Annotated in this window: 18 protein-coding genes; 5 read left to right on the top strand and 13 right to left on the bottom strand. The window is 70.6% G+C overall.

Annotation, left to right across the window (positions count from 1 at the left end):
- The first annotated feature begins 206 nt into the window (after positions 1–206).
- On the top strand, positions 207–968 hold the full coding sequence (locus F4559_RS07605) for a maleylpyruvate isomerase family mycothiol-dependent enzyme (protein ID WP_184667042.1): 762 nt from the start codon (positions 207–209) through the stop codon (positions 966–968).
- Positions 969–1,066: 98 nt separating this feature from the next.
- Here the strand turns inward: F4559_RS07605 and F4559_RS07600 are convergent, their stop codons facing one another.
- From F4559_RS07600 to dctA, 3 genes are all read right to left on the bottom strand, one after another.
- Positions 1,067–2,572: a glutamate synthase subunit beta gene (locus F4559_RS07600; RefSeq protein ID WP_184667041.1), complete on the bottom strand. Its 1,506-nt coding sequence runs from the start codon at positions 2,570–2,572 to the stop codon at positions 1,067–1,069.
- Positions 2,565–7,097: a glutamate synthase large subunit gene (gene gltB, locus F4559_RS07595; protein WP_184667040.1), complete on the bottom strand. Its 4,533-nt coding sequence runs from the start codon at positions 7,095–7,097 to the stop codon at positions 2,565–2,567. Before gltB ends, F4559_RS07600 begins: the two co-directional genes overlap by 8 nt.
- Positions 7,098–7,443: 346 nt before the next feature.
- Positions 7,444–8,724 (bottom strand): C4-dicarboxylate transporter DctA, encoded by a 1,281-nt coding sequence (dctA, locus tag F4559_RS07590; RefSeq protein WP_184667039.1) that lies wholly within the window; start codon positions 8,722–8,724, stop codon positions 7,444–7,446.
- A 181-nt stretch (positions 8,725–8,905) separates the two neighbouring features.
- Between dctA and F4559_RS07585 the strand changes: the two genes are divergently transcribed.
- Positions 8,906–9,436, top strand: a complete 531-nt coding sequence (locus tag F4559_RS07585; protein WP_184667037.1) for an AMIN-like domain-containing (lipo)protein — start codon at positions 8,906–8,908, stop codon at positions 9,434–9,436.
- Positions 9,437–9,781: 345 nt separating this feature from the next.
- On the opposite strand, the gene lgt is transcribed toward F4559_RS07585, so the two are convergent.
- From lgt to F4559_RS07555, 6 genes are all read right to left on the bottom strand, one after another.
- A complete protein-coding gene (lgt, locus tag F4559_RS07580) occupies positions 9,782–10,807 on the bottom strand; it encodes a prolipoprotein diacylglyceryl transferase (protein ID WP_312865513.1) in 1,026 nt (341 codons plus the stop codon).
- 173 nt (positions 10,808–10,980) lie between these two features.
- Positions 10,981–11,766: a tryptophan synthase subunit alpha gene (trpA, locus tag F4559_RS07575; RefSeq protein WP_184667035.1), complete on the bottom strand. Its 786-nt coding sequence runs from the start codon at positions 11,764–11,766 to the stop codon at positions 10,981–10,983.
- Positions 11,763–12,986 carry a tryptophan synthase subunit beta gene (gene trpB / locus F4559_RS07570; protein WP_184667032.1) on the bottom strand — a complete coding sequence of 408 codons (1,224 nt, stop codon included), beginning with the start codon at positions 12,984–12,986 and terminating at the stop codon, positions 11,763–11,765. Before trpB ends, trpA begins: the two co-directional genes overlap by 4 nt.
- 11 nt (positions 12,987–12,997) lie before the next feature.
- Entirely contained in the window at positions 12,998–13,807 is an 810-nt protein-coding gene (gene trpC, locus F4559_RS07565; protein WP_184667030.1) for an indole-3-glycerol phosphate synthase TrpC, read from the bottom strand.
- A gap of 286 nt (positions 13,808–14,093) precedes the next feature.
- Positions 14,094–14,732 (bottom strand): Trp biosynthesis-associated membrane protein, encoded by a 639-nt coding sequence (locus F4559_RS36230; RefSeq protein WP_184667028.1) that lies wholly within the window; start codon positions 14,730–14,732, stop codon positions 14,094–14,096.
- 778 nt (positions 14,733–15,510) lie between these two features.
- Entirely contained in the window at positions 15,511–17,052 is a 1,542-nt protein-coding gene (locus F4559_RS07555; RefSeq protein WP_184667026.1) for an anthranilate synthase component I, read from the bottom strand.
- 93 nt (positions 17,053–17,145) lie between these two features.
- Here F4559_RS07555 and F4559_RS07550 point away from each other — a divergent pair, with 93 nt between their 5' ends.
- Positions 17,146–17,760, top strand: a complete 615-nt coding sequence (locus F4559_RS07550; protein WP_184667023.1) for a TetR/AcrR family transcriptional regulator — start codon at positions 17,146–17,148, stop codon at positions 17,758–17,760.
- Here the strand turns inward: F4559_RS07550 and hisI are convergent.
- From hisI to F4559_RS07530, 4 genes are read right to left on the bottom strand one after another with little or no spacing between them, the layout of a single operon-like run.
- Positions 17,741–18,091: a phosphoribosyl-AMP cyclohydrolase gene (gene hisI, locus F4559_RS07545; protein ID WP_184667021.1), complete on the bottom strand. Its 351-nt coding sequence runs from the start codon at positions 18,089–18,091 to the stop codon at positions 17,741–17,743. The two genes, F4559_RS07550 and hisI, sit on opposite strands and share 20 nt — an antisense overlap.
- Positions 18,088–18,459 carry a hypothetical protein gene (locus F4559_RS07540; protein WP_184667019.1) on the bottom strand — a complete coding sequence of 124 codons (372 nt, stop codon included), beginning with the start codon at positions 18,457–18,459 and terminating at the stop codon, positions 18,088–18,090. The genes hisI and F4559_RS07540 overlap by 4 nt, the downstream gene beginning before the upstream one ends.
- Positions 18,459–19,232, bottom strand: a complete 774-nt coding sequence (gene hisF, locus F4559_RS07535) for an imidazole glycerol phosphate synthase subunit HisF (RefSeq protein ID WP_184667017.1) — start codon at positions 19,230–19,232, stop codon at positions 18,459–18,461. Before hisF ends, F4559_RS07540 begins: the two co-directional genes overlap by 1 nt.
- A 10-nt stretch (positions 19,233–19,242) precedes the next feature.
- On the bottom strand, positions 19,243–19,641 hold the full coding sequence (locus F4559_RS07530; RefSeq protein ID WP_184667015.1) for a winged helix-turn-helix transcriptional regulator: 399 nt from the start codon (positions 19,639–19,641) through the stop codon (positions 19,243–19,245).
- Between the two features lie 76 nt (positions 19,642–19,717).
- Between F4559_RS07530 and F4559_RS07525 the strand changes: the two genes are divergently transcribed.
- Positions 19,718–21,031: an MFS transporter gene (locus tag F4559_RS07525; protein ID WP_184667013.1), complete on the top strand. Its 1,314-nt coding sequence runs from the start codon at positions 19,718–19,720 to the stop codon at positions 21,029–21,031.
- A complete protein-coding gene (locus F4559_RS07520) occupies positions 21,028–21,402 on the top strand; it encodes a PPOX class F420-dependent oxidoreductase (protein ID WP_184667011.1) in 375 nt (124 codons plus the stop codon). Before F4559_RS07525 ends, F4559_RS07520 begins: the two co-directional genes overlap by 4 nt.
- The last annotated feature ends 14 nt before the right edge of the window (positions 21,403–21,416 follow it).

Raw genomic sequence — 21,416 nt, 5'->3', positions numbered from 1 at the left:
TGTCGCGGCCGGTGGCACGTTTCCCTGTCGGCGTCACGGGACGTGTGCCATGTCCGGCTCCACCCGCACAGCGGAGTCAGTGTCGCGGGGTGGTGTGTCGATGACGGCGCAGTGATCGACGACCGACCACCGACCTGTGCGGCGAGCGGCCAGCCTGCCGAAGCGGACCTCCGGGCGCGGGCGGGTCGAGCCGATACCGTGCACTCATGACCGAACTGATGTTCGACCGGCATCGCGAGGAGATCGTCGTCCAGACCGACCTGTTGCGTGAGGCCGTTGCCGGAGCCGATATGGGCATCGCCGTGCCGAGCTGTCCGGGGTGGACGGTCCGCGACCTGGTCCGGCACGTCGGCGCCGGGCACCGGTGGGTGGACGAGATCGTCCGCGCGCGGCGTGCCGGACCGCTCGACGACGCCGACGTCCGCGATGTCGGCGGTCCGCTTCCCGAGGACGTCGATGCCTGGCTCGCCGAAGGTGCGCGGCAGTTGTCGGACGCCCTGGCCGAAGCCGGGGTCGACGGTCCGGTGTGGAGCGTCGCACCGGGCGGGATGCGGTTCTGGGCGCGGCGGTTCGCACACGAGACCGTCGTGCACCGTGCGGACGCCGTACTCGCGCTCGGGCAGGAGTTCGTACTCGCGACGGACGTCGCGGTCGACGGCGTGGACGAGTGGATGGACCTCATGGCGTTGCCGTGGCACCTCGAACACGACCCGACCAAGCGCGAACTGCTCGGGCCCGGTCGGACTTTGCACTTCCACGCGACCGACACCGACGCAGAATGGCTGGCCGACCTCACCGGCGAGGTGATCTCGGTGCATCATGCGCACGAGAAGGCGGCGGTCGAGGTCCGGGGTGCGGTGACGGATCTGCTTCTGCACCTCTACCACCGACGCGGCACCGAGGACGTCGACGTCCTCGGTGACCGCGACCTGCTCGACTTCTGGACCGACCGCGTCGGCTTCGGATGAGGCGCCGTGACGGTGACCGTCACCGTCACGGCGACTGCGACGAGACGACGTGCCCGTGACGGTCATGGCGACGATCACGGTCACCGCCGGCGAACCGGTCACACGACCGCGAGCGGCAACTGGTTCGGGATCACCGGGGACGGGAGGTTGGACGAACCGGTCAGGTAGCGGTCCACCGCGTTGGCCACCGACCGCCCCTCCGCGATCGCCCACACGACCAGCGACGCGCCACGGTGCGCGTCACCGCACACGAACACGCCAGGCGCCCGCGTCTGCCAGTCCGACCCGCACCCGATCGTGCCCCGCGCGGTCAACGGAATGCCCAACCCGTCGAGCAACGGCATCCGCTCGACGCCTTCGAACCCGATCGCGAGCAGCACCAGGTCGGCGGGCAGGAGCTCGGCCTCCTCGGACGTCGGCACGACGGTCCGCCGACCCGACGCGTCCTTCTCCACGCGCACCTTGCGCAGCCGGATCTGCCGCACATGCCCGTCGGGGTCGCCGACGAACTCCTCCACGGCGACCGCGAACCGCCGTTCGCCACCCTCCTCGTGCGCGGCGTACGTACGCAGAATCCACGGCCACACCGGCCACGGCGAGCGTGTGTCGTCACGTCGCGAAGGCGGCTGCGGGTACTGGTCGAGCTGAAGCACCGACAGCGCACCCTGGCGGATGGCGGTGCCGTAGCAGTCCGCGCCCGTGTCGCCGCCGCCGATGATGACGACGTACTTGCCCGCCGCGTCGATCTCCGGCACGCCATCGCCCTCACATGCCCGGTTCGCCGGCACCAGGTGGTCCATGGCGAGGTGGACACCGTCCAGCTCGCGCCCCGGCGTGGTCCGGTCGTCACGCCCCCGCAACGCGCCCACCGCGAGCACCACCGCGTCGAACTGCTCCCGCAACTGCTCCACGGTCAGGTCGACGCCCACCTCGCACCCCGTCACGAACCGGGTGCCCTCCTTGCGGAGCTGCGCCAACCGCCGATCGAGGACCTTCTTCTCCATCTTGAACTCGGGGATGCCGTACCGCAGCAGCCCGCCGAGCCGGTCGTCGCGCTCGAACACCGTCACCTCGTGCCCGGCCCGGGTCAGCTGCTGCGCCGCCGCCAGCCCGGCAGGACCGGAACCGACCACGGCCACCCGACGGCCGGACGACACCTGCGACTGCGACGGCTGGACCAGGCCCTGTTCCCACGACACGTCCGCGATCGCCTGCTCGACACGCTTGATCGCAACCGCGCCGCCGGACATGTCGGACACCGCCAGCACGCACGCGGCCTCGCACGGCGCCGGGCACAACCGCCCGGTGAACTCGGGGAAATTGTTGGTGGCGTGCAACCGGTCGGACGCCTGCGCCCAGTCGCCACGCCGCACCAGGTCGTTCCACTCGGGGATCAGGTTGCCCAGCGGGCAACCCGCCGACCCCGAGTGGCAGAACGGGATGCCGCAGTCCATGCACCGGGTCGCCTGCGTGCGGACCTCGGCGTCGCGGACTTCGACGGGTGCGGCGGCGTAGACCTCACGCCAGTCACCGAGTCGTTCATCGGCGGGACGCTTCTTCGCGTCGGCACGGGTGTTCTTGAGGAAACCGTACGGGTCAGCCACGGGAAGCCTCCATGATCGCCTGGTCGACGTCGCGGCCTTCCGCACGGGCAAGCGTCATCGCTTCGAGCACGCGCTGGTAGTCGCCGGGCATGACCTTGGTGAACGACGCGGACCGCCGCGGCCAGTCGCCCAGCAGCGACGCCGCGACCGCGGAACCGGTGAACCGGTGGTGGCGTTCGACGATCTCGCGCAGCCGGCGCAGGTCCTCGCCGCCGGGGCGTTGCAGCTCGACCAGGGCTCGGTTGACCGACGCCGGATCGAGGTCGAGCACGAACGCGATGCCGCCCGACATGCCCGCGGCCAGGTTGCGCCCGGTCGGGCCGAGCACGACGGCACATCCGCCCGTCATGTACTCGAACGCGTGATCGCCCACGCCTTCCGCCACGACCAGCGCACCGGAATTGCGCACGCAGAACCGCTCGCCGACCCGTCCACGCAGGAAGATCTCGCCGGACGTGGCGCCGTAGCCGATCACGTTGCCCGCGATGACCTGCTGTTCGGCCGCGAACGGCGCGTCGGGGTGCGGTCGCACGACGACCCGTCCGCCGGACAGCCCCTTGCCGACGAAGTCGTTCGCGTCGCCGACCATCTCCAGCGTCACGCCACGGGGCAGGAACGCGCCCAGCGATTGCCCCGCCGAGCCGGTGAACGTCACGTGGATCGTGTCGTCGGGCAGGCCGTCGCCGCCGAACCTGCGTGTCACCTCGGCGCCGAGCAACGTACCGACGGTCCGGTTCACGTTGCGCAGCGGCAGTTCCAGGCGCACCGGGTGCGCGTCCTCCAGCGCGGCCTCGGCGAGCTGGAGGAGCGTGCGGTCCAACGCCTGGTCCAGGCCGTGATCCTGGTCGCGGACGCGGCGCTTGGCCGTGTGATAGGTGGTTTCCGGAACCGCGAACACCGGCGTCAGGTCCAGGCCCGCCGCCTTCCAATGGTCGACGGCCTCGTCGGTGCGCAGCACCTCGGCGTGTCCGACGGCCTCGTCGATGGACCGGAACCCGAGACCGGCCAGCAGTTCGCGGACCTCCCGCGCGACGAACTCGAAGAAGTTCACGACGTGCTCGGCCTGTCCGGTGTACCGGGCACGCAGGTCGGGGTTCTGCGTGGCGACGCCGACCGGGCACGTGTCGAGATGGCAGACGCGCATCATCACGCAGCCCGCGACGATCAGCGGTGCGGTCGCGAACCCGAACTCCTCGGCGCCGAGCAACGCCGCGACCACGACGTCCCGCCCGGTGCGAAGCGCGCCGTCGACCTGCACGGTGATCCGGTCACGCAACCCGTTGAGTAGCAGTGTCTGCTGCGTCTCGGCGAGACCGATCTCCCAAGGCGTGCCGGCGTGCTTGAGCGAGTTCAACGGGGACGCGCCCGTGCCACCGTCGTGTCCGGAGATCAGCACGACGTCCGCGTGCGCCTTGGCGACACCGGCGGCGACCGTGCCCACGCCGACCTCGCTGACCAGCTTGACGTGCACGCGGGCCTGCTCGTTGGCGTTCTTCAGGTCGTGGATGAGCTGGGCGAGGTCCTCGATCGAGTAGATGTCGTGGTGCGGCGGCGGCGAGATCAGACCGACGCCCGGCGTGGAGTGCCGGGTGCGCGCGATCCACGGGTACACCTTGTACCCGGGCAGCTGGCCCCCCTCGCCGGGCTTCGCGCCCTGCGCCATCTTGATCTGGATGTCGGTCGCGTTGACCAGGTATTCGCTGGTCACACCGAACCGCCCGCTGGCCACCTGCTTGACTGCGCTGCGCCGGCGCGGGTCGTGCAGGCGGTCGGGGTCCTCGCCGCCCTCGCCGCTGTTGGACCGGCCGCCGAGCAGGTTCATCGCGATCGCCAGCGTCTCGTGCGCCTCGGCCGAGATCGAGCCGTACGACATGGCACCGGTGTTGAAGCGCTTGACGATCGACGAGACCGGCTCGACCTCGTCGACGGGCACGGGTTCGCGGTCGGAGTCCAACGCGAACAGTCCGCGCAGCGTGCCACCCTGTCGGGCCAGGCGTTCGACCTCGTCGGTGTACTTGCGGTAGACGTCCTCGCGACCGGTCTTCGTGGCGTGCTGGAGCAGGAACACGGTCTCGGGCGAGAACAGGTGCAGTTCGCCCTCACGCCGGTACGAGTACTCGCCGCCGACCTCCAGCCGGCGGTGCACGCGGTCGGTCGGGTTCTCCGGGTGCGCGCGGCGGTGGCGCAGCGCGACCTCCTCGGCGAGGACGTCGAGTCCGGCGCCGCCGAGCTTGGAGACCGTGCCGGTGAAGTACTCGTCGAGCAGGTCCCCGGACAGGCCGACGGCCTCGAAGACCTGGGCCGCGGTGTACGCGCCGACCGTGGAGACGCCCATCTTGGACATGATCTTCAAGGTGCCCTTGACCAGCGCGGTCACGTAGTTGCGCACGGCCTTGCGCGACTCGGTCCCGGTGATCGCGCCCTGGTTGATCAGGTCCTCGATCGTCTCGAACGCCAGGTACGGGTTGACCGCCGCCGCGCCGTAGCCGAGCAGCGCGGCGATGTGGTGCACCTCACGGGCGTCGCCGGTCTCCACGACGAGCGCGACGCGCAGGCGCTCCTTGGTGCGCACGAGGTGGTGGTGCACCGCCGAGACGAGCAGCAACGACGGGATCGGCGCGAGCCGGTGGTCGGAGTCGCGGTCGGACAGCACGAGTGTGCGCGCGCCGCCGGCGATGGCCTCGGACGCTTCGCGTCGCACGCGTTCGATCGCGGACGCGAGCGCGTCACCACCACCGTCCACCTCGTACAGTCCGCTCAGGACGGTGCACGCGAAGCCGGGCAGGTCGCCGTCGTCGTTGACGTGGATGAGCTTGGCCAGCTCGTCGTTGTCGATCACCGGGTACTGCAGCTTGATGTGCCGACAGCTCGCGGGCGTCGGGTCGAGCAGGTTGTGCTCGGGTCCCATCACGCGCGACACCGACGTGACGATCTCCTCGCGGATCGCGTCCAGCGGCGGGTTCGTCACCTGGGCGAAGCTCTGCACGAAGTAGTCGTAGAGCAGCCGGGACCGCTGGGACAGCGCGGCGACCGGTGTGTCCGTGCCCATGGAACCCAGCGGTTCCTGGCCGGACAACGCCATCGGCGCGAGCAGGATGCGCAGCTCCTCCTCGGTGTAGCCGAAGGTGAGCTGGCGACGCACGACGCTCTCGTGGCTCTGCACCACGTGCTCGCGGTCGGCCAGGTCGCGCAGGTCCAGCAGACCGGCGTGGAGCCATTCCTCGTACGGGAGGTCGTCGGCGAGCCCGGCCTTGATCTCGTCGTCCTCGACCAGCCGGCCCTGCGCGGTGTCCACGAGGAACATGCGTCCGGGCTGCAACCGGCCCTTGGCCACGATCTGGTCGGCGGGCACGTCGAGCACGCCGGTCTCGCTGGCGAGCACCACGCGGTCGTCGGCCGTGCGCCACCACCGGGCGGGTCGCAGGCCGTTGCGGTCGAGCACCGCGCCGACGACCGTTCCGTCCGTGAACGTCACGCACGCGGGACCGTCCCACGGCTCCATGAGGCTCGCGTGGAACTCGTAGAAAGCGCGTCGCTTCGGGTCCATCGACGCGTGGTTCTCCCACGCCTCGGGGATCATCATGAGCACGGCGTGCGGCAGGCCGCGTCCGCCGAGGTGGAGCAGTTCGAGGACCTCGTCGAAGCTCGCCGAGTCCGAACCCTCCGGGTCGCAGATCGGGAACAGCCTGGTCAGGTCGCCGGGGATCAGGTCGGAGTCGAGCAGCGCCTCGCGGGCGCGCATACGGTTGCGGTTGCCGCGCACGGTGTTGATCTCGCCGTTGTGCGCGACGAACCGGAACGGGTGCGCGAGCGGCCAACTCGGGAACGTGTTGGTGGAGAAGCGCGAGTGCACCAACGCGATCGCGGCGGTGAGCCGCTCGTCGCGCAGGTCGGGGAAGAACGCGGGCAGCTGGCCCGTGGTGAGCATGCCCTTGTAGACGATCGTGCGCGCGGACAGGCTCGGGAAGTACACGCCGACGCCCGCCGCCGCGGTCTCGTGCTCGGCGCGCTTGCGCAACGCGTAGACGACGCGGTCGAGATCGACACCCGTGCGGTCGTCCGCGGCCACGAACAGCATCGCGAAGTGCGGCATGACCGAACGCGCGGTCGGGCCCACCCCGGCGTGGTCGGGGTCCACCGGGACGTCTCGCCAGCCCAGGACGTCGAGGCCTTCCTCGCCGGCGACGCGTTCGACGATCGTCACGGCCCGCGCACGCTCGTCGACGTCCTCGGGCAGGAACGCGATGCCCGCCGCGTAGGCGCCCTCGAGGGGCAGGTCGAACCCGGCCGTGGCGCGCAGGAACGCGTCCGGCAGCTGGAGCAGGATGCCCGCACCGTCGCCGCTGGTCGGTTCGGCACCGGCCGCGCCCCGGTGTTCCAGGTTGGCCAGCGCGGTCAGCGCGTCGACGACGATGCCGTGCGACCGACGTCCCTTGATGTCGGCGACCATCGCCACGCCGCACGCGTCACGTTCCGCGCGCGGGTCGTAGAGTCCCTGTGGGGACGGGATGGCGGAGAAGATCACTGCGCAGACCTCCTTCGTCGTCCTTGGTGAAAGAACGAGTTCCTCGTGTCCAGTTCCTGGAATCCGGCTTCTGGGCACGGGACGACGATGGCCCGCGTGTTGACGCGACTTTAACAGCCGCGAAACCGGGCGACACCATCCAATGGGTGATCCCGGTCCGAGGCGCGTAACGATTCGAGCGGGCGGAACGACGCCGGCGCCTGCCCGGTCACGCGGTGTCGAGCATAACCGACGAATGGCCGAACGCCGCCCGGTCGCACCCCCACCAAACCACCACTTCGAGTGACCCCTACAACGTCCCTTCGCTACTCCCGCACTCGATTCAAGGCCAATTCACCCATTCGGATCAGGACGGGTGCAGTGCCGCACGGAGCCGCGTCCGGTCGAGTCGCCCCTGCCACGCCGCGATCGCCAGCGTGCCGACGCCGTTGCCGATCACGTTGGTGATCGCGCGCGCCTCGGACATGAACCGGTCGATGCCCACGATCAGCGCGATGCCCACGGCCGGGATCGCGCTGTGCGCCTCGAACGCGGTCAGCGACGCGGCGAGCGTCACGAGACCCGCTCCCGTGACGCCCGCCGCGCCCTTGCTCGCGAGCAGCATGAACAACAGCAGTCCGACCTGCGTGCCGATCCCGATGTCGTGCCCGGTGGCCTGCGCGATGAACAGCGCGCCCATCGTGAGGTAGATGCACGTGCCGTCGAGGTTGAACGAGTACCCGGTCGGGATCGTGAGCCCGACGACCGACCGGTCCGCGCCCGCCGCCTCCAGCTTCGCCAGCATCCGGGGCAGTACCGACTCCGACGACGACGTGCCCAACACGACGAGCAGCTCGTCACGGATGTAGCGCAGGAACCGGAAGATCGAGAACCCGGTGACCAGGGCGACCCCGCCGAGCACCACGACGACGAACAGCACACAGGTCGCGTAGAACGACGCCATCAGCCACGCGAGCTTGCCCAACACCGCGCCGCCGAACTCGCCGACCGTGTACGCGATCCCACCGAACGCGCCGATCGGCGCCACGTACATCACCACACGGATGACGCCGAACAACACCTGCGCCACCGTGTCGAGCGCTTCGACGACACGGGCGCCCCGCGTACCGAGGCCCGCGACGGCGATCGCGACCAGTACCGCGACCACGAGCACCTGGATCAACTGGCCGTCGGTGAACGCGCCGACGAACGATTTCGGCACGAGCCCGAGGACGAATCCCGTCACACCGGTCTCGGCGGTCTTCGCGGCGGCGAGCGTCTGGTCGGCCACGTCGTCGACGAGCGGGACGTCGGCACCGTGGTGTCCCGGCCGCACGACGTTGACCACGACCAGGCCGATGACCAACGCGAACGTCGTCATCGCGGTGAAGTAGGCGAGCGTGCGCAGGGCGAGGCCGCCCGCACGGGCCAGGTTGCCCAGGCCCGCGATGCCGACGACGACCGTGCAGAAGATCGTCGGCGCGATCACCACCTTGACCAGGGCGACGAACAGGTCGGCGAGCCATTTCAGGCCGGCGGCCCGGTCGGGGAACAGGAAACCTACGGCGATGCCCGCCGTGATGGACACGAGCACCCAGAAGTAGAGGTGCCGGTACAGCGGTGTCCGACGGTGTTCTTCGGTGGCCACGTCACCCTCCGATCGTCACTCCTCGTGAGGATCGACACACGCATGGCGATCGGCAAGCCTCGGCGCGGATTCTTTGGAGTCCCCTTGCGGAGCCGTCCTGTATCGACCTTCGACGGCGGGCAACCGGCGTAGTGTGACTCGCGTCTCTTAGGCCGGAGCGTTTCCGGGGAGAGGTGTGGAGATGAAGCGGAGAATCGCGTTATTGCTCGCCGCAGTGTTGGGCATCACGCTGGTGGCGCCGGTGGCCGCGTCCGCGACGCCCGGGTATTGCGGCATCGCATGGGGATCGGGCGTCAAGAGCACGTGGCCCACGGTGTCCGGGGCGCTCACGAACATCCGGTCCGGACGTCAGGAGTGCTACGACCGGTTGGTGTTCGACTTCCGGGGCGAGAACGACGGCTACCACGTGCGGTACGTCGATCAGGTCACCCACGACGGGTCGGGCGAGCCGGTGCCGCTGCGCGGTGGGGCGTTCCTCCAGGTGGCCGTGCACTCGCCGGCCTACGACCCGGAGACGGGAACGCCCACGTACCCGGTCGGCGACCCGGCCGAGCTGGTGGACGTCACGGGGTACTCGACGTTCCGGCAGGTCGCCTGGGCCGGGTCGTTCGAGGGGACGACCACGGTGGGTCTCGGAGTCCGGGCGCGGTTGCCGTTCCGGGTGTTCACGTTGCCGGGACGGGTCGTGGTGGACGTCGCCCACTTCTGGTGATCAGCCGATTCCAGTCAGCCGCGTGGTCTCTTCTCGGGCCACGCGGCTCGGGCGTTCGACCGGGCCTCTTGTGGCCGGCTTTTCCGGGCGTCGCTTGCCATCTGTCCTTGATGGTCCGGGGGAAGCGTTCCAGCGGCTGGTGCTTGGTGGACGTGTCCGGAGCTGGGGACGGAAGCGTTTGCCGGTGCGTGTCGTACGGGGTCGGGGGCGGAAGCCTCCGCTGTGTGGTGGGTGTCGTCGTGGGGTGGTCGGGGAAGCGTGAAGGGCACGCTCGCCGCTGGGCAGACCACCGGAAAGGGGCTGTAGTGCCCTCCGAGTGCTGCCGTTGTGCGGCGGGGCGTGCGGTCAGGAGACCTGGTCGCGTTTGGCCGGTTCCGGAGCGAGGCTTGGGTCCGGGGAGGCGGTCAGTTCCGCTTTCTCCGGGGTGTCGTCGTCGGGTGACGCGGGGAGTTCCGGTTGGGACTCGGTGTCGTCCGAGCCCGACTCGGACTCCAGCTCCGGGGTGGACTTGGGGGCTCGGTCGATGACCTCGCGGTCGCCTCGGGACTTGGCCAGGAGCATGTAGATCACGGCGCCGAGGAACACGACCACCGACGTGATCACGTTGATGCGGATGCCGAACACCGGGGTGGCGGGGTCGGTGCGCATGAGTTCGATCCAGAACCTGCCGGCCGTGTAGCCGGCCACGTACAGGGCGAACGCGCGGCCGTGGCCCAGGCGGAAGCGGCGGTCGGCCCACACGACCAGGAGCGCCACCCCGAGGTTCCAGAGCAGTTCGTACAGGAACGTCGGGTGGACGACATCGATCGGCGTGAGGTCGGTGGCCACGCCGTTCAGGTCGTCCTTGATGCCGCTCGGGAGGGTGCGCTCGTAGATCTCCAGGCCCCACGGCAGCGTGGTGGGACCGCCGTACAGCTCCTGGTTGAAGTAGTTGCCGAGGCGGCCGATGGCCTGTGCGACCACGATGCCGGGTGCCACGGCGTCGGCCATCGCGGGCAGCGGGATACCCCGCTTGCGGCAGGCGATCCACGCGCCGACGGCGCCGAGCGCGATCGCGCCCCAGATGCCCAGGCCGCCGTTCCAGATCGCCAGGGCCTCCCACGGGTTGCGACCCTCGCCGAAGTACTTCTGGTAGTCGGTGGCGACGTGGTAGAGCCGACCGCCGACCAGACCGAACGGCACCGCGAACACGGCGATGTCGGTGACCTCGCCCTTGACGCCGCCGCGGGCGACCCAGCGGCGCTCGCCCCACCAGATCGCCACGACGATGCCGAGGATGATGCACAGCGCGTACGCCCGGATCGGGATCGGCCCCAGATGCCAGACGCCCTGGGGCGGGCTCGGGATCGCCGCGAGGTAAGTCGTCACCACGGCAACCACCGTAGTCGGTGGCCGTAGGCGGACTGTGAGGCCGGCGCGATTGTTACCGGTGGGCGGGTCGGCCGGGCGGGATGGGTCATGAGGTCAGCTTGACGTGGGGGTCCGACAAAACCGGGGGCCGCGAACGGCCCCCGGTCGTGGATTCACTCGAACGTGTGTGCGATTCAGGCCGAGGTGGCCACGCGACGCACGCCCTCGGCCAGTTCGCGGGTCAGGGCGCCGACCGTGCCCTGCTCCACCGCCGTGACGAACGCCGACCCGACGATCACGCCGTCCGCGAACGCCGCCAACTCGGCCGCCTGGTCGCCGCCGCGCACGCCCAGCCCCACGCCGATCGGCAACGACGTGTGCTCGCGCACCCGCCCGACCAGCGTCGGAGCCGCCGACGACACCACGTCGCGCGCACCGGTCACGCCCATCACCGACGTCGCGTAGAGGAACCCGCGCGACGCCCGTGCGGTCAGGTCGATCCGCTCCTCGGTCGACGACGGCGCGACCAGGAAGATCCGGTCCAGGTCATGCTCCTCGGACGCGGCCAGCCAGTCCTCGGCTTCGTCGGGCACCAGGTCGGGCGTGATCAGGCCGAGCCCGCCCGCCGCCGCCAGGTCGCGGGCGAACCGGTCGACGCCGTAGGCCAGCACCGGGTTCCAGTACGTCATCACGACCGGCTTGCCGCCGGTGGACGCCACGCTCTCCACCACGCCGAACAGGTCCCGGACCCGGAACCCGGCGCGCAACGCCGTCTCGGCCGCCGCCTGGATCGTCGGGCCGTCCATGACCGGGTCGGAGAACGGCAGGCCGACCTCCACGATGTCGCAGCCCTCGGCGACCATCGTGCGCAGGACGTCCTTCGAGCCCTCGACCGTCGGGAAACCGGCCGGCAGGTAGCCGATCAACGCCGCGCGGGACTCCGCCCGCGCGGTCGCGAACACCGATTCCAGCCTGCTCATGCGTCCACTCCCAGTCCGAACCACTTGATCGCGGTGTCCATGTCCTTGTCGCCGCGACCGGACAGGTTCACCAGGATCAGGCCGTCGGGACCGAGTTCGCGGCCGAGCACGAGCGCGCCGGCCAGCGCGTGCGCCGACTCGACCGCCGGGATGATGCCCTCGGTGCGCGACAGCAGCGCGAACGCGTCCATCGCCTCCTTGTCGGTCACCGGGCGGTACTCGGCGCGGCCGATGTCCTTGAGGTGCGAGTGCTCCGGTCCGACACCCGGGTAGTCCAGGCCCGCCGAGATCGAGTGCGCCTCGGCGATCTGGCCGTCCTCGTCCTGGAGCACGTAGGACATCGCGCCGTGCAGCGACCCGGGACGACCGGCGGTCAACGTGGCGCCGTGCCGCCCGGTGTCGACGCCGTCGCCGCCGGGTTCGAGGCCGACCAGCCGCACCGACGGGTCGTCGATGAAGCCGTGGAAGATGCCGATCGCGTTGGAGCCGCCGCCCACGCACGCCGCGACGACGTCGGGCAGGCGTCCCGCCTTCTCCAGGATCTGCTGCCGCGCCTCGATGCCGATGATCCGGTGGAAGTCGCGGACCAGCACCGGGAACGGGTGCGCGCCCGCGGCCGTGCCGAGCAGGTAGTGCGTGTCGTCGACGTTGGCGACCCAGTCGCGCAACGCCTCGTTGATCGCGTCCTTGAGCGTGCGCGAGCCGGTCTTCACCGGGATCACCTCGGCGCCGAGCAGCTTCATCCGGGCCACGTTCAGCGCCTGCCGCTCGGTGTCGACCTCGCCCATGTAGACGACGCAGTCGAGGTCGAGCAGCGCGCACGCGGTCGCGGTGGCCACGCCGTGCTGACCGGCGCCCGTCTCGGCGATGACCCGCTTCTTGCCCATCCGCTTGGTCAGCAACGCCTGACCCAGCACGTTATTGATCTTGTGCGAGCCGGTGTGGTTGAGGTCCTCGCGCTTGAGGAAGATCCGCGCCCCACCCGCGTGCGTCGCGAACTTCGGCGCCTCGGTCAGCAACGACGGTCGACCCGCGTAGTCGCGCAGCAGCCGGGCGAACTCGTCGAGGAAGTCCGGGTCGATGCGCGCCTTCTCGTAGAAGACCGTCAGCTCGTCCAGCGCCGCGATGAGCGCCTCCGGCATGTACCGGCCGCCCCACGGCCCGAAGTGGCCGCGCTCGTCGGGGTCGTGTGGCGTCGGCGTGAGCTGGCCGCTCGACAATGCGTTCTCCCTCACCGGCTCGGCCGGGGACAGGCCGGGTGCGAACCCGCCGTCACCAGCTTGTTCACCGCGACCTTGGGGTCGCCGCTCGTCACGAGGCTCTCGCCGACCAGCACCGCGTCGGCACCGGCGCCCGCGTACGCCATCAGGTCGCCCGGCCCGGACACCCCGGACTCGGCGATCTTGATCGTGTCGAAGGGCAGTCCGGGTGCGATGCGCCCGAACACGTCCTTGTCCACTTCGAGCGTGTGGAGGTTGCGCGCGTTCACGCCGATGACGCTCGCGCCCGCCTCCAACGCCCGGTCCGCCTCCTCGGCGGTGTGCACCTCGACCAGTGCCGTCATGCCCAGGGACTCGACCCGGTCGAGCAGCGACACCAGCGCGTTCTGCTCCAGCGCCGCCACGATCAACAGCACCAGGTCCGCGCCGTGCAGGCGTGCCTCGTGCACCTGGTACGGGCTGATGATGAAGTCCTTGCGCAACAACGGCACGTTCACCACGGCCCGCACGGCGTCGAAATCCGCCAGCGAGCCGCCGAATCTGCGCTGCTCGGTGAGCACGCTGATCGCCCGCGCACCGCCGAGTTCGTACTGCGCCGCCAGGTCAGCGGGCTCCGGGATCTCGGCCAGCTGCCCCTTGGACGGGCTGCGCCGCTTCACCTCGGCGATGACGCCGACGCCCGGCGCGCGCAGGGCCGCCATCACGTCCAGCGGCGGCGCCACCTTCGCCGCGCGTTCCCGCAGCACGTCGAACGGCAGCTCCGCCTCGCGCACAGCGAGGTCCTCGCGGACACCTTCGACGATGGATTCGAGGACGGTCATCCGAGCACCTCGCCCGACTCCGCGAACTCTTCTCCGATAGCAGTCTCCCGCACGTCACGCTCCCCTTCCCGCCACGAGGATGCTAACCCCGAAGGGGACACCCACCGGCCACCGGGTCGTCCCGTTCGTGCTGATTACCGAGGTTGTCGCGAGCCTACGTGCGCAAACGTGCGCGGTTCGACGAACTGTGCCGTCGACCGGGATCGTGACCACGTCACGGACACGCGGACGGTTCGGCGCACCGAAGGCGGGGTCCACTGTGGACCCGACCTCGGCGGTCACCCGGTCAGTCGCGACCCAGGGTGGGGTCGTCGCCGCGTTCGAGCGCGTCCCAGAACGCGCGTTCGGGGTCGACCACGCGCTTGGCCGCACCCGGTGTCCGGTGCCCGCGCAACAACCAGGGCATGGCACGTCCGCGTGCGAACAACACGACGCCGGCCGCGATCACGAGCACCGCACCGACCAGGGCGAGACCGCGACCGGCAAGCGGACCGTCGGTCATTGTCGCCGCCGCTGCCACCGCGGCACCCGCGCACGCGACCGGAACGCCGAGCAGCACGCGAACCCAGCCCGCCAACGCGACGGCGGCGGCGATCGCGGCCACGCTCAACGCCGCGACGGGGACGAGCGACGTGACCTCCTGGGCGCCCGTCCGCGCGACACCGGTGCCGCCGGGCACCCACGTCAGTTCCGCCGCACCCCACAACGCCGCGGCGCCCGCGAGCAACAGCACGACGACCGTCCACAGCGGCCTCTTGGCACGACGCGCGGCCAGGACAGCCGGATCCGGAACTCCCGGCGCCCTGTTCTCGGACGCCGTCTCCCCGGACGACTCGGCTCCCGACACCGCGCCTCCCGCCGACCCGGTCTCCGACTCGGCGCTCCCGGGCGTCACGCTCTCCGCGTCGACACCGGTCCCGGACACAGCCCGCGACTCCCTGCCGGTCGACGCCACAGTGCCTCTTCCCGCGCCTGTCGACGCCACAGCGCCCGTTTCCGCACCGGTTGCCGTCACGGTGCCCACTTGCGCACCAATCGGCGACACGGTTTCCGCTTCCGTACCGGTCGGCGCGGCCGTTCGCGCTTCCGTACCGATCGAGGACTCGGCTCCCGCTTCCGTGCCGGTCGGCGACACGGTGCCTACCGGCGTACCGGTCGGCGACACGGTTCCCGTCTCCGTGTCAGTCGACGCGACCGTTCGCACTTCTGTACCAACGGGCGCCACGGTGCCCATTTGTGTACCGGTCGGCGTGACGGTTCCAGCTCCTGTACCCGGCGGTGCGACGCTTTTCGATCCTGTACCGGTCCGGGGAACGGTTTTCGAATCCGTGTAGGCCGGTGGGACGTCTTGCGACCCCGTATCCGGCGACGGAACGGGCCGTGTTCCCGTGCCCTCCGGCGGAGCGGGGCGCGGCACGCCGTCGGTCGGCGGTGCGGGATCCGACTCCGTGGACGCCGACGAACCGGACCGCGAGTCCGCTCCCATCGCGTCGCGCGACCTGACGACGTCAGGCGGCGATTCCGCATCGGCCAAGGGTGTGGTTCGTGCCGTCGACGCGGTCGGCGGCACGATCGGCGGCTCCGGAACCGGCGACGGTTCCGTGCCCGGCCCGGTACCCGTCGACGACACGTCACCCGGTTCGCCGCCGGACGCCGGGACACCCGACGCCGATGTGCGCGAGCAGGCGTCGGGCGCCGGCTTGTCAGACACGGGCCGGGTCCACCGCCGGGGCCATGGTCTGCGCCGTGGCGATCGCCGACAGCACCGCACCCGCCTTGTTCAGGCATTCGTTGTCCTCGGCGACCGGGTCCGAGTCGGCCACGATGCCGCCACCCGCCTGCACGTACGCCACCCCGTCACGGACCAGCGCGGTCCGGATCGCGATCGCGGTGTCGGCGTCGCCCGCGAAGTCCAGGTAGCCGACGACGCCGCCGTACAGGCCGCGCCGCGTGGGCTCCAACTCCTCGATCAGCTCCATCGCGCGCGGCTTCGGCGCGCCCGACAGCGTGCCCGCCGGGAAACAGGCCGCCACCGCGTCGAACGCGGTGCGCCCCTCGGCCAGCTCGCCGCTGACCGTCGACACGATGTGCATGACGTGGCTGTACCGCTCGACCTTGAAGAAGTCGACGACCGTGACCGAGCCCGGTTTGCACACCCGGCCCAGGTCGTTGCGGCCGAGGTCGACCAGCATCAGGTGCTCGGCGCGCTCCTTGTGGTCGTGCAGGAGGTCCTTCTCCAGCAGCGCGTCCTCTTCGTCGTCGACCCCGCGCCACCGGGTGCCCGCGATCGGGTGAGTGGTGGCCTTGCCGTCCCGGACCGTGACCAGGGACTCCGGACTGCACCCGACCACGTCGAAGTCGTCCAGCCGCAGGAGGTACATGTACGGGCTGGGGTTGGAGGTGCGCAGCACGCGGTAGATGTCCAGCGCGTCGGCGGAGGTCGGCATCTCGAACCGCTGCGACAGGACGACCTGGAACGCCTCACCAGCGCGGATCGCGGCCTTGGCCTTCTCGACCGCCGCGTAGTGCTCCTTCTGGGACCTGCGGCGGACGAACTCCGGCTTGGGCCGGGAGAACACGGCGACGGTCGGTGGCGCGGGGCTCTGGAGGTCGAGCGTCATCCGCTCCAGGCGCTCGACCGCGTCGTCGTACGCGGCGTCGACGCGTTCGGGTGAGTCGTCCCAGTTGATGGCGTTGGCGATGAGCGTGACGGTGCCCTCGTGGTGGTCCAGCGCGGCCAGGTCGGTCGCCAGGAGCATCACCAGTTCGGGGACCTGGAGGTCGTCCTCAGCCAGCGACGGCAGCCGCTCCAGCCGGCGCACCGCGTCGTAGCCGATGTAGCCGACCATGCCGCCGGTCAGCGGCGGAAGTCCGGGCAGCGGGTCGGTGCGCAGCACCTCGATCGTCTCCCGCAACGCAGCCAGCGGGTCGCCGCCCTCGGGCAGGCCGACCGGACGGGTGCCCAGCCAGAACGCCTCGCCGCCGGTCGCGGTGAGCGCGCCCGCGCTGCGTGCGCCGACAAAGGACCAGCGCGACCACGAGCGGCCGTTCTCGGCCGACTCCAGGAGGAACGTGCCGGACCGGTCGCCGGCGAGTTTGCGGTAGAGGCCGACGGGGGTCTCCGCGTCCGCGAGCAGCCTGCGGACCACGGGCACGACCCGCCGATGCGCCGCGAGTTCGCGGAACTCCTCACGGGTCGGGCTGATCTCCCCGAGCCCCGTTCCAGCACCGATGACGCTCACCATGGACGTCATTCTGCCGTGGCGCCCGCACCACCCCGTGCGCCACCCATTTCATCACTTGTTGAAATAATTCCCCCCAACCCGCAGAATGGTGGGATGAGCGAACCGGAGCCGCCATCCGCACCCCGCCGTCGGGGACGTCGCACGGGCGGCGAGGACACCAAGGCCGCGTTGCTCACCGCCGCGCGCGAAGTGTTCGTCGAACGCGGTTACGAACACGCGACCGTGCGCGCGATCGCGTCACGTGCCGGTGTCGACGCCGCGATGGTCAACCACTGGTTCGGCGGCAAGGAGGGGTTGTTCGCCAAAGCCGTGCTCCAGGTGCCGTTCGACCCGTCCGCGATCATCGCGCGGCTGATCGACGGACCGGCGGACGCGCTCGGCGAACGGGTCGTGCGCACGTTCCTGTCGGTGTGGGACGCGACGGACGGCGGCCAGTTCAGCGCTCTCGTGCGCAGCGTGACCTCACACGACGGCGTCGCGACCGCGTTGCGCGAGTTCTTCGTGAACACGCTGATCGGACGGGTGCTCGCCGCGATCGACGCCGACCACCGCGAGCTGCGCGCCACGCTGATCGCCACGCAGATCTTCGGCATGGGCATCGTGCGCTACGTCGTGCGCTTCGAACCCTTCGCGAGCATCGACGCGGAAACGCTGGTCAGGGCGATCGCGCCGAACCTCCAGCGCTACCTCACGGGCGATCTGGGCTGAGCAGGACGTCCGCGTCGAAGCACGTGTCGTCGCCGGTGTGACACGCGCCGCCGGTCTGGTCGACGGTCAGCAGGAGGGTGTCGCCGTCGCAGTCCAGGCGCACCTCGTGCACGTACTGCGTGTGCCCGGACGTCTCCCCCTTCACCCACAACTGTCGTCGGCTGCGGGAGTAGTACGTGGCACGCCGTGTCGTGAGCGTGCGGTGCAACGCCTCGTCGTCCATCCACGCGACCATGAGCACCCGACCGGTGGTCCGGTCCTGCGCCACGGCGCACACCAGACCGTCGGCGTTGCGCTTGAGCCGAGCGGACAGGGACGGGTCGAGGGTCACCGGCGGCCTCCGAAGTGCAGCAGTGCGGAACGGGTGTTGAGCAGGACGAGTGCGAGTACGTGCACCGCACTGAGCAGGCCGGACAGCACGCGCAGCCACACCGGTCCCTCGTTGAGGGTGGCGAGCAGGTGCACGAGGCCGATCAGTCCGAACACCGCGGAGGCGAACGTCCGCGCGAACCGCACGCGGGTGAGCAGCGCGCCGACGGCGAGCAGTTCGAGCGCCGCGACGATGATCGGGAACCGCAGCCAGCCCGGATCGGACTCGACCTGCCACAGCACGAGTCCTTCGAGGACGAACACCAGTGCGGCGCCAGCGCCGATGGCCAGCGCGCCGAACACCTCGATCGGCACGTCGGGACGTCGCATCACCGGACCACCACTCCCGCGCGGCGCAGCTCGTCCTTGACCTCGGCGATGCGCAGCGTGCCGAAGTGGAAGACGCTCGCGGCCAGCACGGCGTCCGCGCCGGCCTCGACCGCGGGCGGGAAGTGCTCCACCGTGCCCGCGCCGCCGCTGGCGATCAGCGGCACGTCCACGACCGCACGCACCCGGCGGATCAACTCGTGGTCGAACCCGTTCTTGGTGCCGTCGGCGTCCATGGAGTTCAGCAGGATCTCGCCGACGCCGAGTTCCTGGCCGCGCGCGGCCCACTCGACCGCGTCGATGCCCGTGCCCTTGCGCCCGCCGTGCGTGGTGACCTCGAACCCGGACGGGGTCGGCTGCCCGTCCGCCGGCACGCGACGCGCGTCGACCGACAGCACGATGCACTGCGCGCCGAACCGGCGTGACAGCTCGCCGAGCAGTTCCGGGCGCAGGATCGCGGCGGTGTTCACGCCGACCTTGTCCGCGCCCGCGCGCAGCAACTTGTCGACGTCCTCGACGCTGCGCACGCCACCGCCGACGGTGAGCGGGATGAAGACCTGCTCGGCGGTGCGGCGCACGACGTCGAACGTCGTCTCACGGTCGCCGGAGGACGCGGTCACGTCGAGGAACGTCAGCTCGTCCGCACCCTCGGCGTCGTAGAGCCGGGCCAGTTCGACCGGGTCGCCCGCGTCGACGAGGTCGGTGAAGTTGACGCCCTTGACCACCCGCCCCCGGTCGACGTCCAGACAGGGGATGACACGTACCGCGACCGACATGGCATGCAGCCTACGGGGACGTGCGCCCGTCGTACGCGGCGCGGGCGGCCTGGATGACGGTGCGGTGGCGGTGCGCCCAGTCGGTGAGCTGGAGCAGGGAGGCGTGCAGCTCACGGGCCATCGGGGTGTGCGCGTATTCCACTTTGGGCGGGACCGTGGCGTGGACGGTACGGGTCAGCAGCCCGTCGCGTTCCAGCGTGCGCAGCGTGAGCGTCAGCATGCGCCGGCTGATGCCCTCGACGGCCCGTTCCAACTCGGTGAACCGGATCGGGCCGTGTGCCGCAGCGACGAGAACGAGGATGCTCCACTTGCCCGCGACGCGATCGAGGACCTCCACCACCGGGCACGCGTGCGCCACGATTCCATCGGGCGTGACCTCGACGGACACATCGCTGTTCCCCTGGGACACGAAAGTGCCTCCTTCCGCCGCTCCCGATGGTCACAGAACATGGCCCCTGTTACAAGTCATGCACCAAGGAGAGGCCATGGAGAACGGATCACGTCGGACGGCACTCGCGGTGCTGTGCGTGTCGGCGCTGATGGTGGTCGTGGACCAGACGGTGGTGAGCGTCGCGCTGCCGGCGATCCGCGACGACCTGGGGTTCACCGCGACGGGACTGGCGTGGGTGGTGAACGCGTACGTGCTGCCGTTCGGCGGACTGCTCCTGCTGTCCGGGAGGATGGGCGACCTGCTCGGACGCCGTCGCGTCTTCGTCGCGGGTGTCGGCGTGTTCACGCTCGCGTCGCTGTGCTGCGGGTTGGCCGGGAACGCGGCGGCGCTCGTCGCGGCGAGGTTCGCGCAGGGTGTCGGCGGCGCGATGGCGACGGCCGTGACGCTCGGGATGATCGTGTCGCTGTTCCCGGAACCCGCGACGCGCGCCCGCGCGCTCGGCGTCTTCGGGTTCGTCCAGGCGTCGGGCGGTTCACTCGGTTCGTTGTTGGGCGGTGTCGTGACACACGCTGTCTCGTGGCCGTGGGTCTTCCTCGTGAACGTGCCCATCGGGGTGTGCACGATTCTCGTTTCCCGACACACGCTGCCGCACGAAACCGGTTTCCGGACACGGGTGGATGTCGTCGGCGCGGCACTTGTCACGACCGGTGTCACGGCGGCGGTCTACGCCGTGGTCGCCGAACCGCTCGTCGGCGTGGTCGCGGTCGCGTCGCTCGGCGCGTTCGCGTGGTGGGAGACGGTGGTCGCGGAACCGCTGCTGCCACCACGCCTGCTCCGGTCGCGGACGCTGGTGGGTGCGAACGTCGTGCAGGCGTTGATGGTCGGCGCCGCGTTCGGGTTCCTCTTCTTCTCGGTGCTCTACCTGCGGGAACGGTTGAGCTTCGACGCGTTGACCACGGGCCTGGGCATGCTGCCGGTCGCGGTGGTGATCGGTGCGGTGTCGCTGGGCCTGTCGGCACGGCTGACGACGCGGTTCGGCGAACGCCCGGTCCTGGCGACCGGACTCGTGCTGCTCGCCGCCGGACTGGCGGGGTTCGCGCTCGGACCGTCGTCGTACCTCGTCACGGCGCTGCCGGCGATGGTGGCGCTGGGCACCGGGTTCGGCTTGGCGATGCCCGCGTCGACCATGCTCGGCATGGCCGCGGCGACGGAACGCGACGCGGGCGTGCTGTCGGGCGTGCTCGGCACGACCCAGCAGATCGGTGGCGCGTGGGGACTCGCGGTGCTGACGGTGGTCGCGGCCCGGGGCGGGTACGGAATCGCGTTCGGTACCGCCGCCGTGTTCGCGATCGCGGCGCTCGCCGTCGCGCTGTTCGCGTTCCGATCGCGGACTAGCGTTGCCGCATGACTCTGGGTCGCGAGAAGTACGTCCTGCTGACCACCTACCGGAAGTCGGGCGAAGGCGTGCCGACGCCGGTCTGGGTCGGCGAGGAGGACGGTGCGCTCTACGTGTGGTCGACGGCGGACGCGGGCAAGGTCAAGCGCATCCGGCGCGACGGCCGCGTCCACATCGGACCGTGCGATCTCCGCGGTCGCCCGACCGGCGACCAGGTCGAGGCGCACGCGGAACTGCTCGACGCCGAGGGCAGCGAGTTCAGCCGCCGGCTGATCGCGCGCAAGTACGGCCTGCTCGGCAGGTTGACGCTGCTGGGCAGCCGGCTCAGGCGTGGCCGACAGGGCACGATCGGCATCCGCGTCATTCCGTCAACCCAAGGTTGACGCACCACGCACCG

The organism is Saccharothrix violaceirubra, from assembly GCF_014203755.1.
Classification (GTDB): Bacteria; Actinomycetota; Actinomycetes; order Mycobacteriales; family Pseudonocardiaceae; genus Actinosynnema; species Actinosynnema violaceirubrum.
The sequence above is the reverse complement of the archived record's forward strand: the minus strand, read 5'-3'. Positions and strand labels throughout refer to the sequence as shown.

Bases quoted from the DNA above. Each gene is read 5' to 3' on its own strand.
- F4559_RS07605 (WP_184667042.1), top strand. From the start codon at position 207: ATGACCGAACTGATGTTCGACCGGCATCGCGAGGAGATCGTCGTCCAG.
- F4559_RS07585 (WP_184667037.1), top strand. From the start codon at position 8,906: ATGAAGCGGAGAATCGCGTTATTGCTCGCCGCAGTGTTGGGCATCACG.
- trpA (WP_184667035.1), bottom strand. From the start codon at position 11,766: ATGAGCAGGCTGGAATCGGTGTTCGCGACCGCGCGGGCGGAGTCCCGC.
- trpC (WP_184667030.1), bottom strand. From the start codon at position 13,807: ATGACCGTCCTCGAATCCATCGTCGAAGGTGTCCGCGAGGACCTCGCT.
- F4559_RS07555 (WP_184667026.1), bottom strand. From the start codon at position 17,052: ATGGTGAGCGTCATCGGTGCTGGAACGGGGCTCGGGGAGATCAGCCCG.
- F4559_RS07550 (WP_184667023.1), top strand. From the start codon at position 17,146: ATGAGCGAACCGGAGCCGCCATCCGCACCCCGCCGTCGGGGACGTCGC.
- F4559_RS07540 (WP_184667019.1), bottom strand. From the start codon at position 18,459: ATGCGACGTCCCGACGTGCCGATCGAGGTGTTCGGCGCGCTGGCCATC.
- hisF (WP_184667017.1), bottom strand. From the start codon at position 19,232: ATGTCGGTCGCGGTACGTGTCATCCCCTGTCTGGACGTCGACCGGGGG.
- F4559_RS07525 (WP_184667013.1), top strand. From the start codon at position 19,718: ATGGAGAACGGATCACGTCGGACGGCACTCGCGGTGCTGTGCGTGTCG.
- F4559_RS07520 (WP_184667011.1), top strand. From the start codon at position 21,028: ATGACTCTGGGTCGCGAGAAGTACGTCCTGCTGACCACCTACCGGAAG.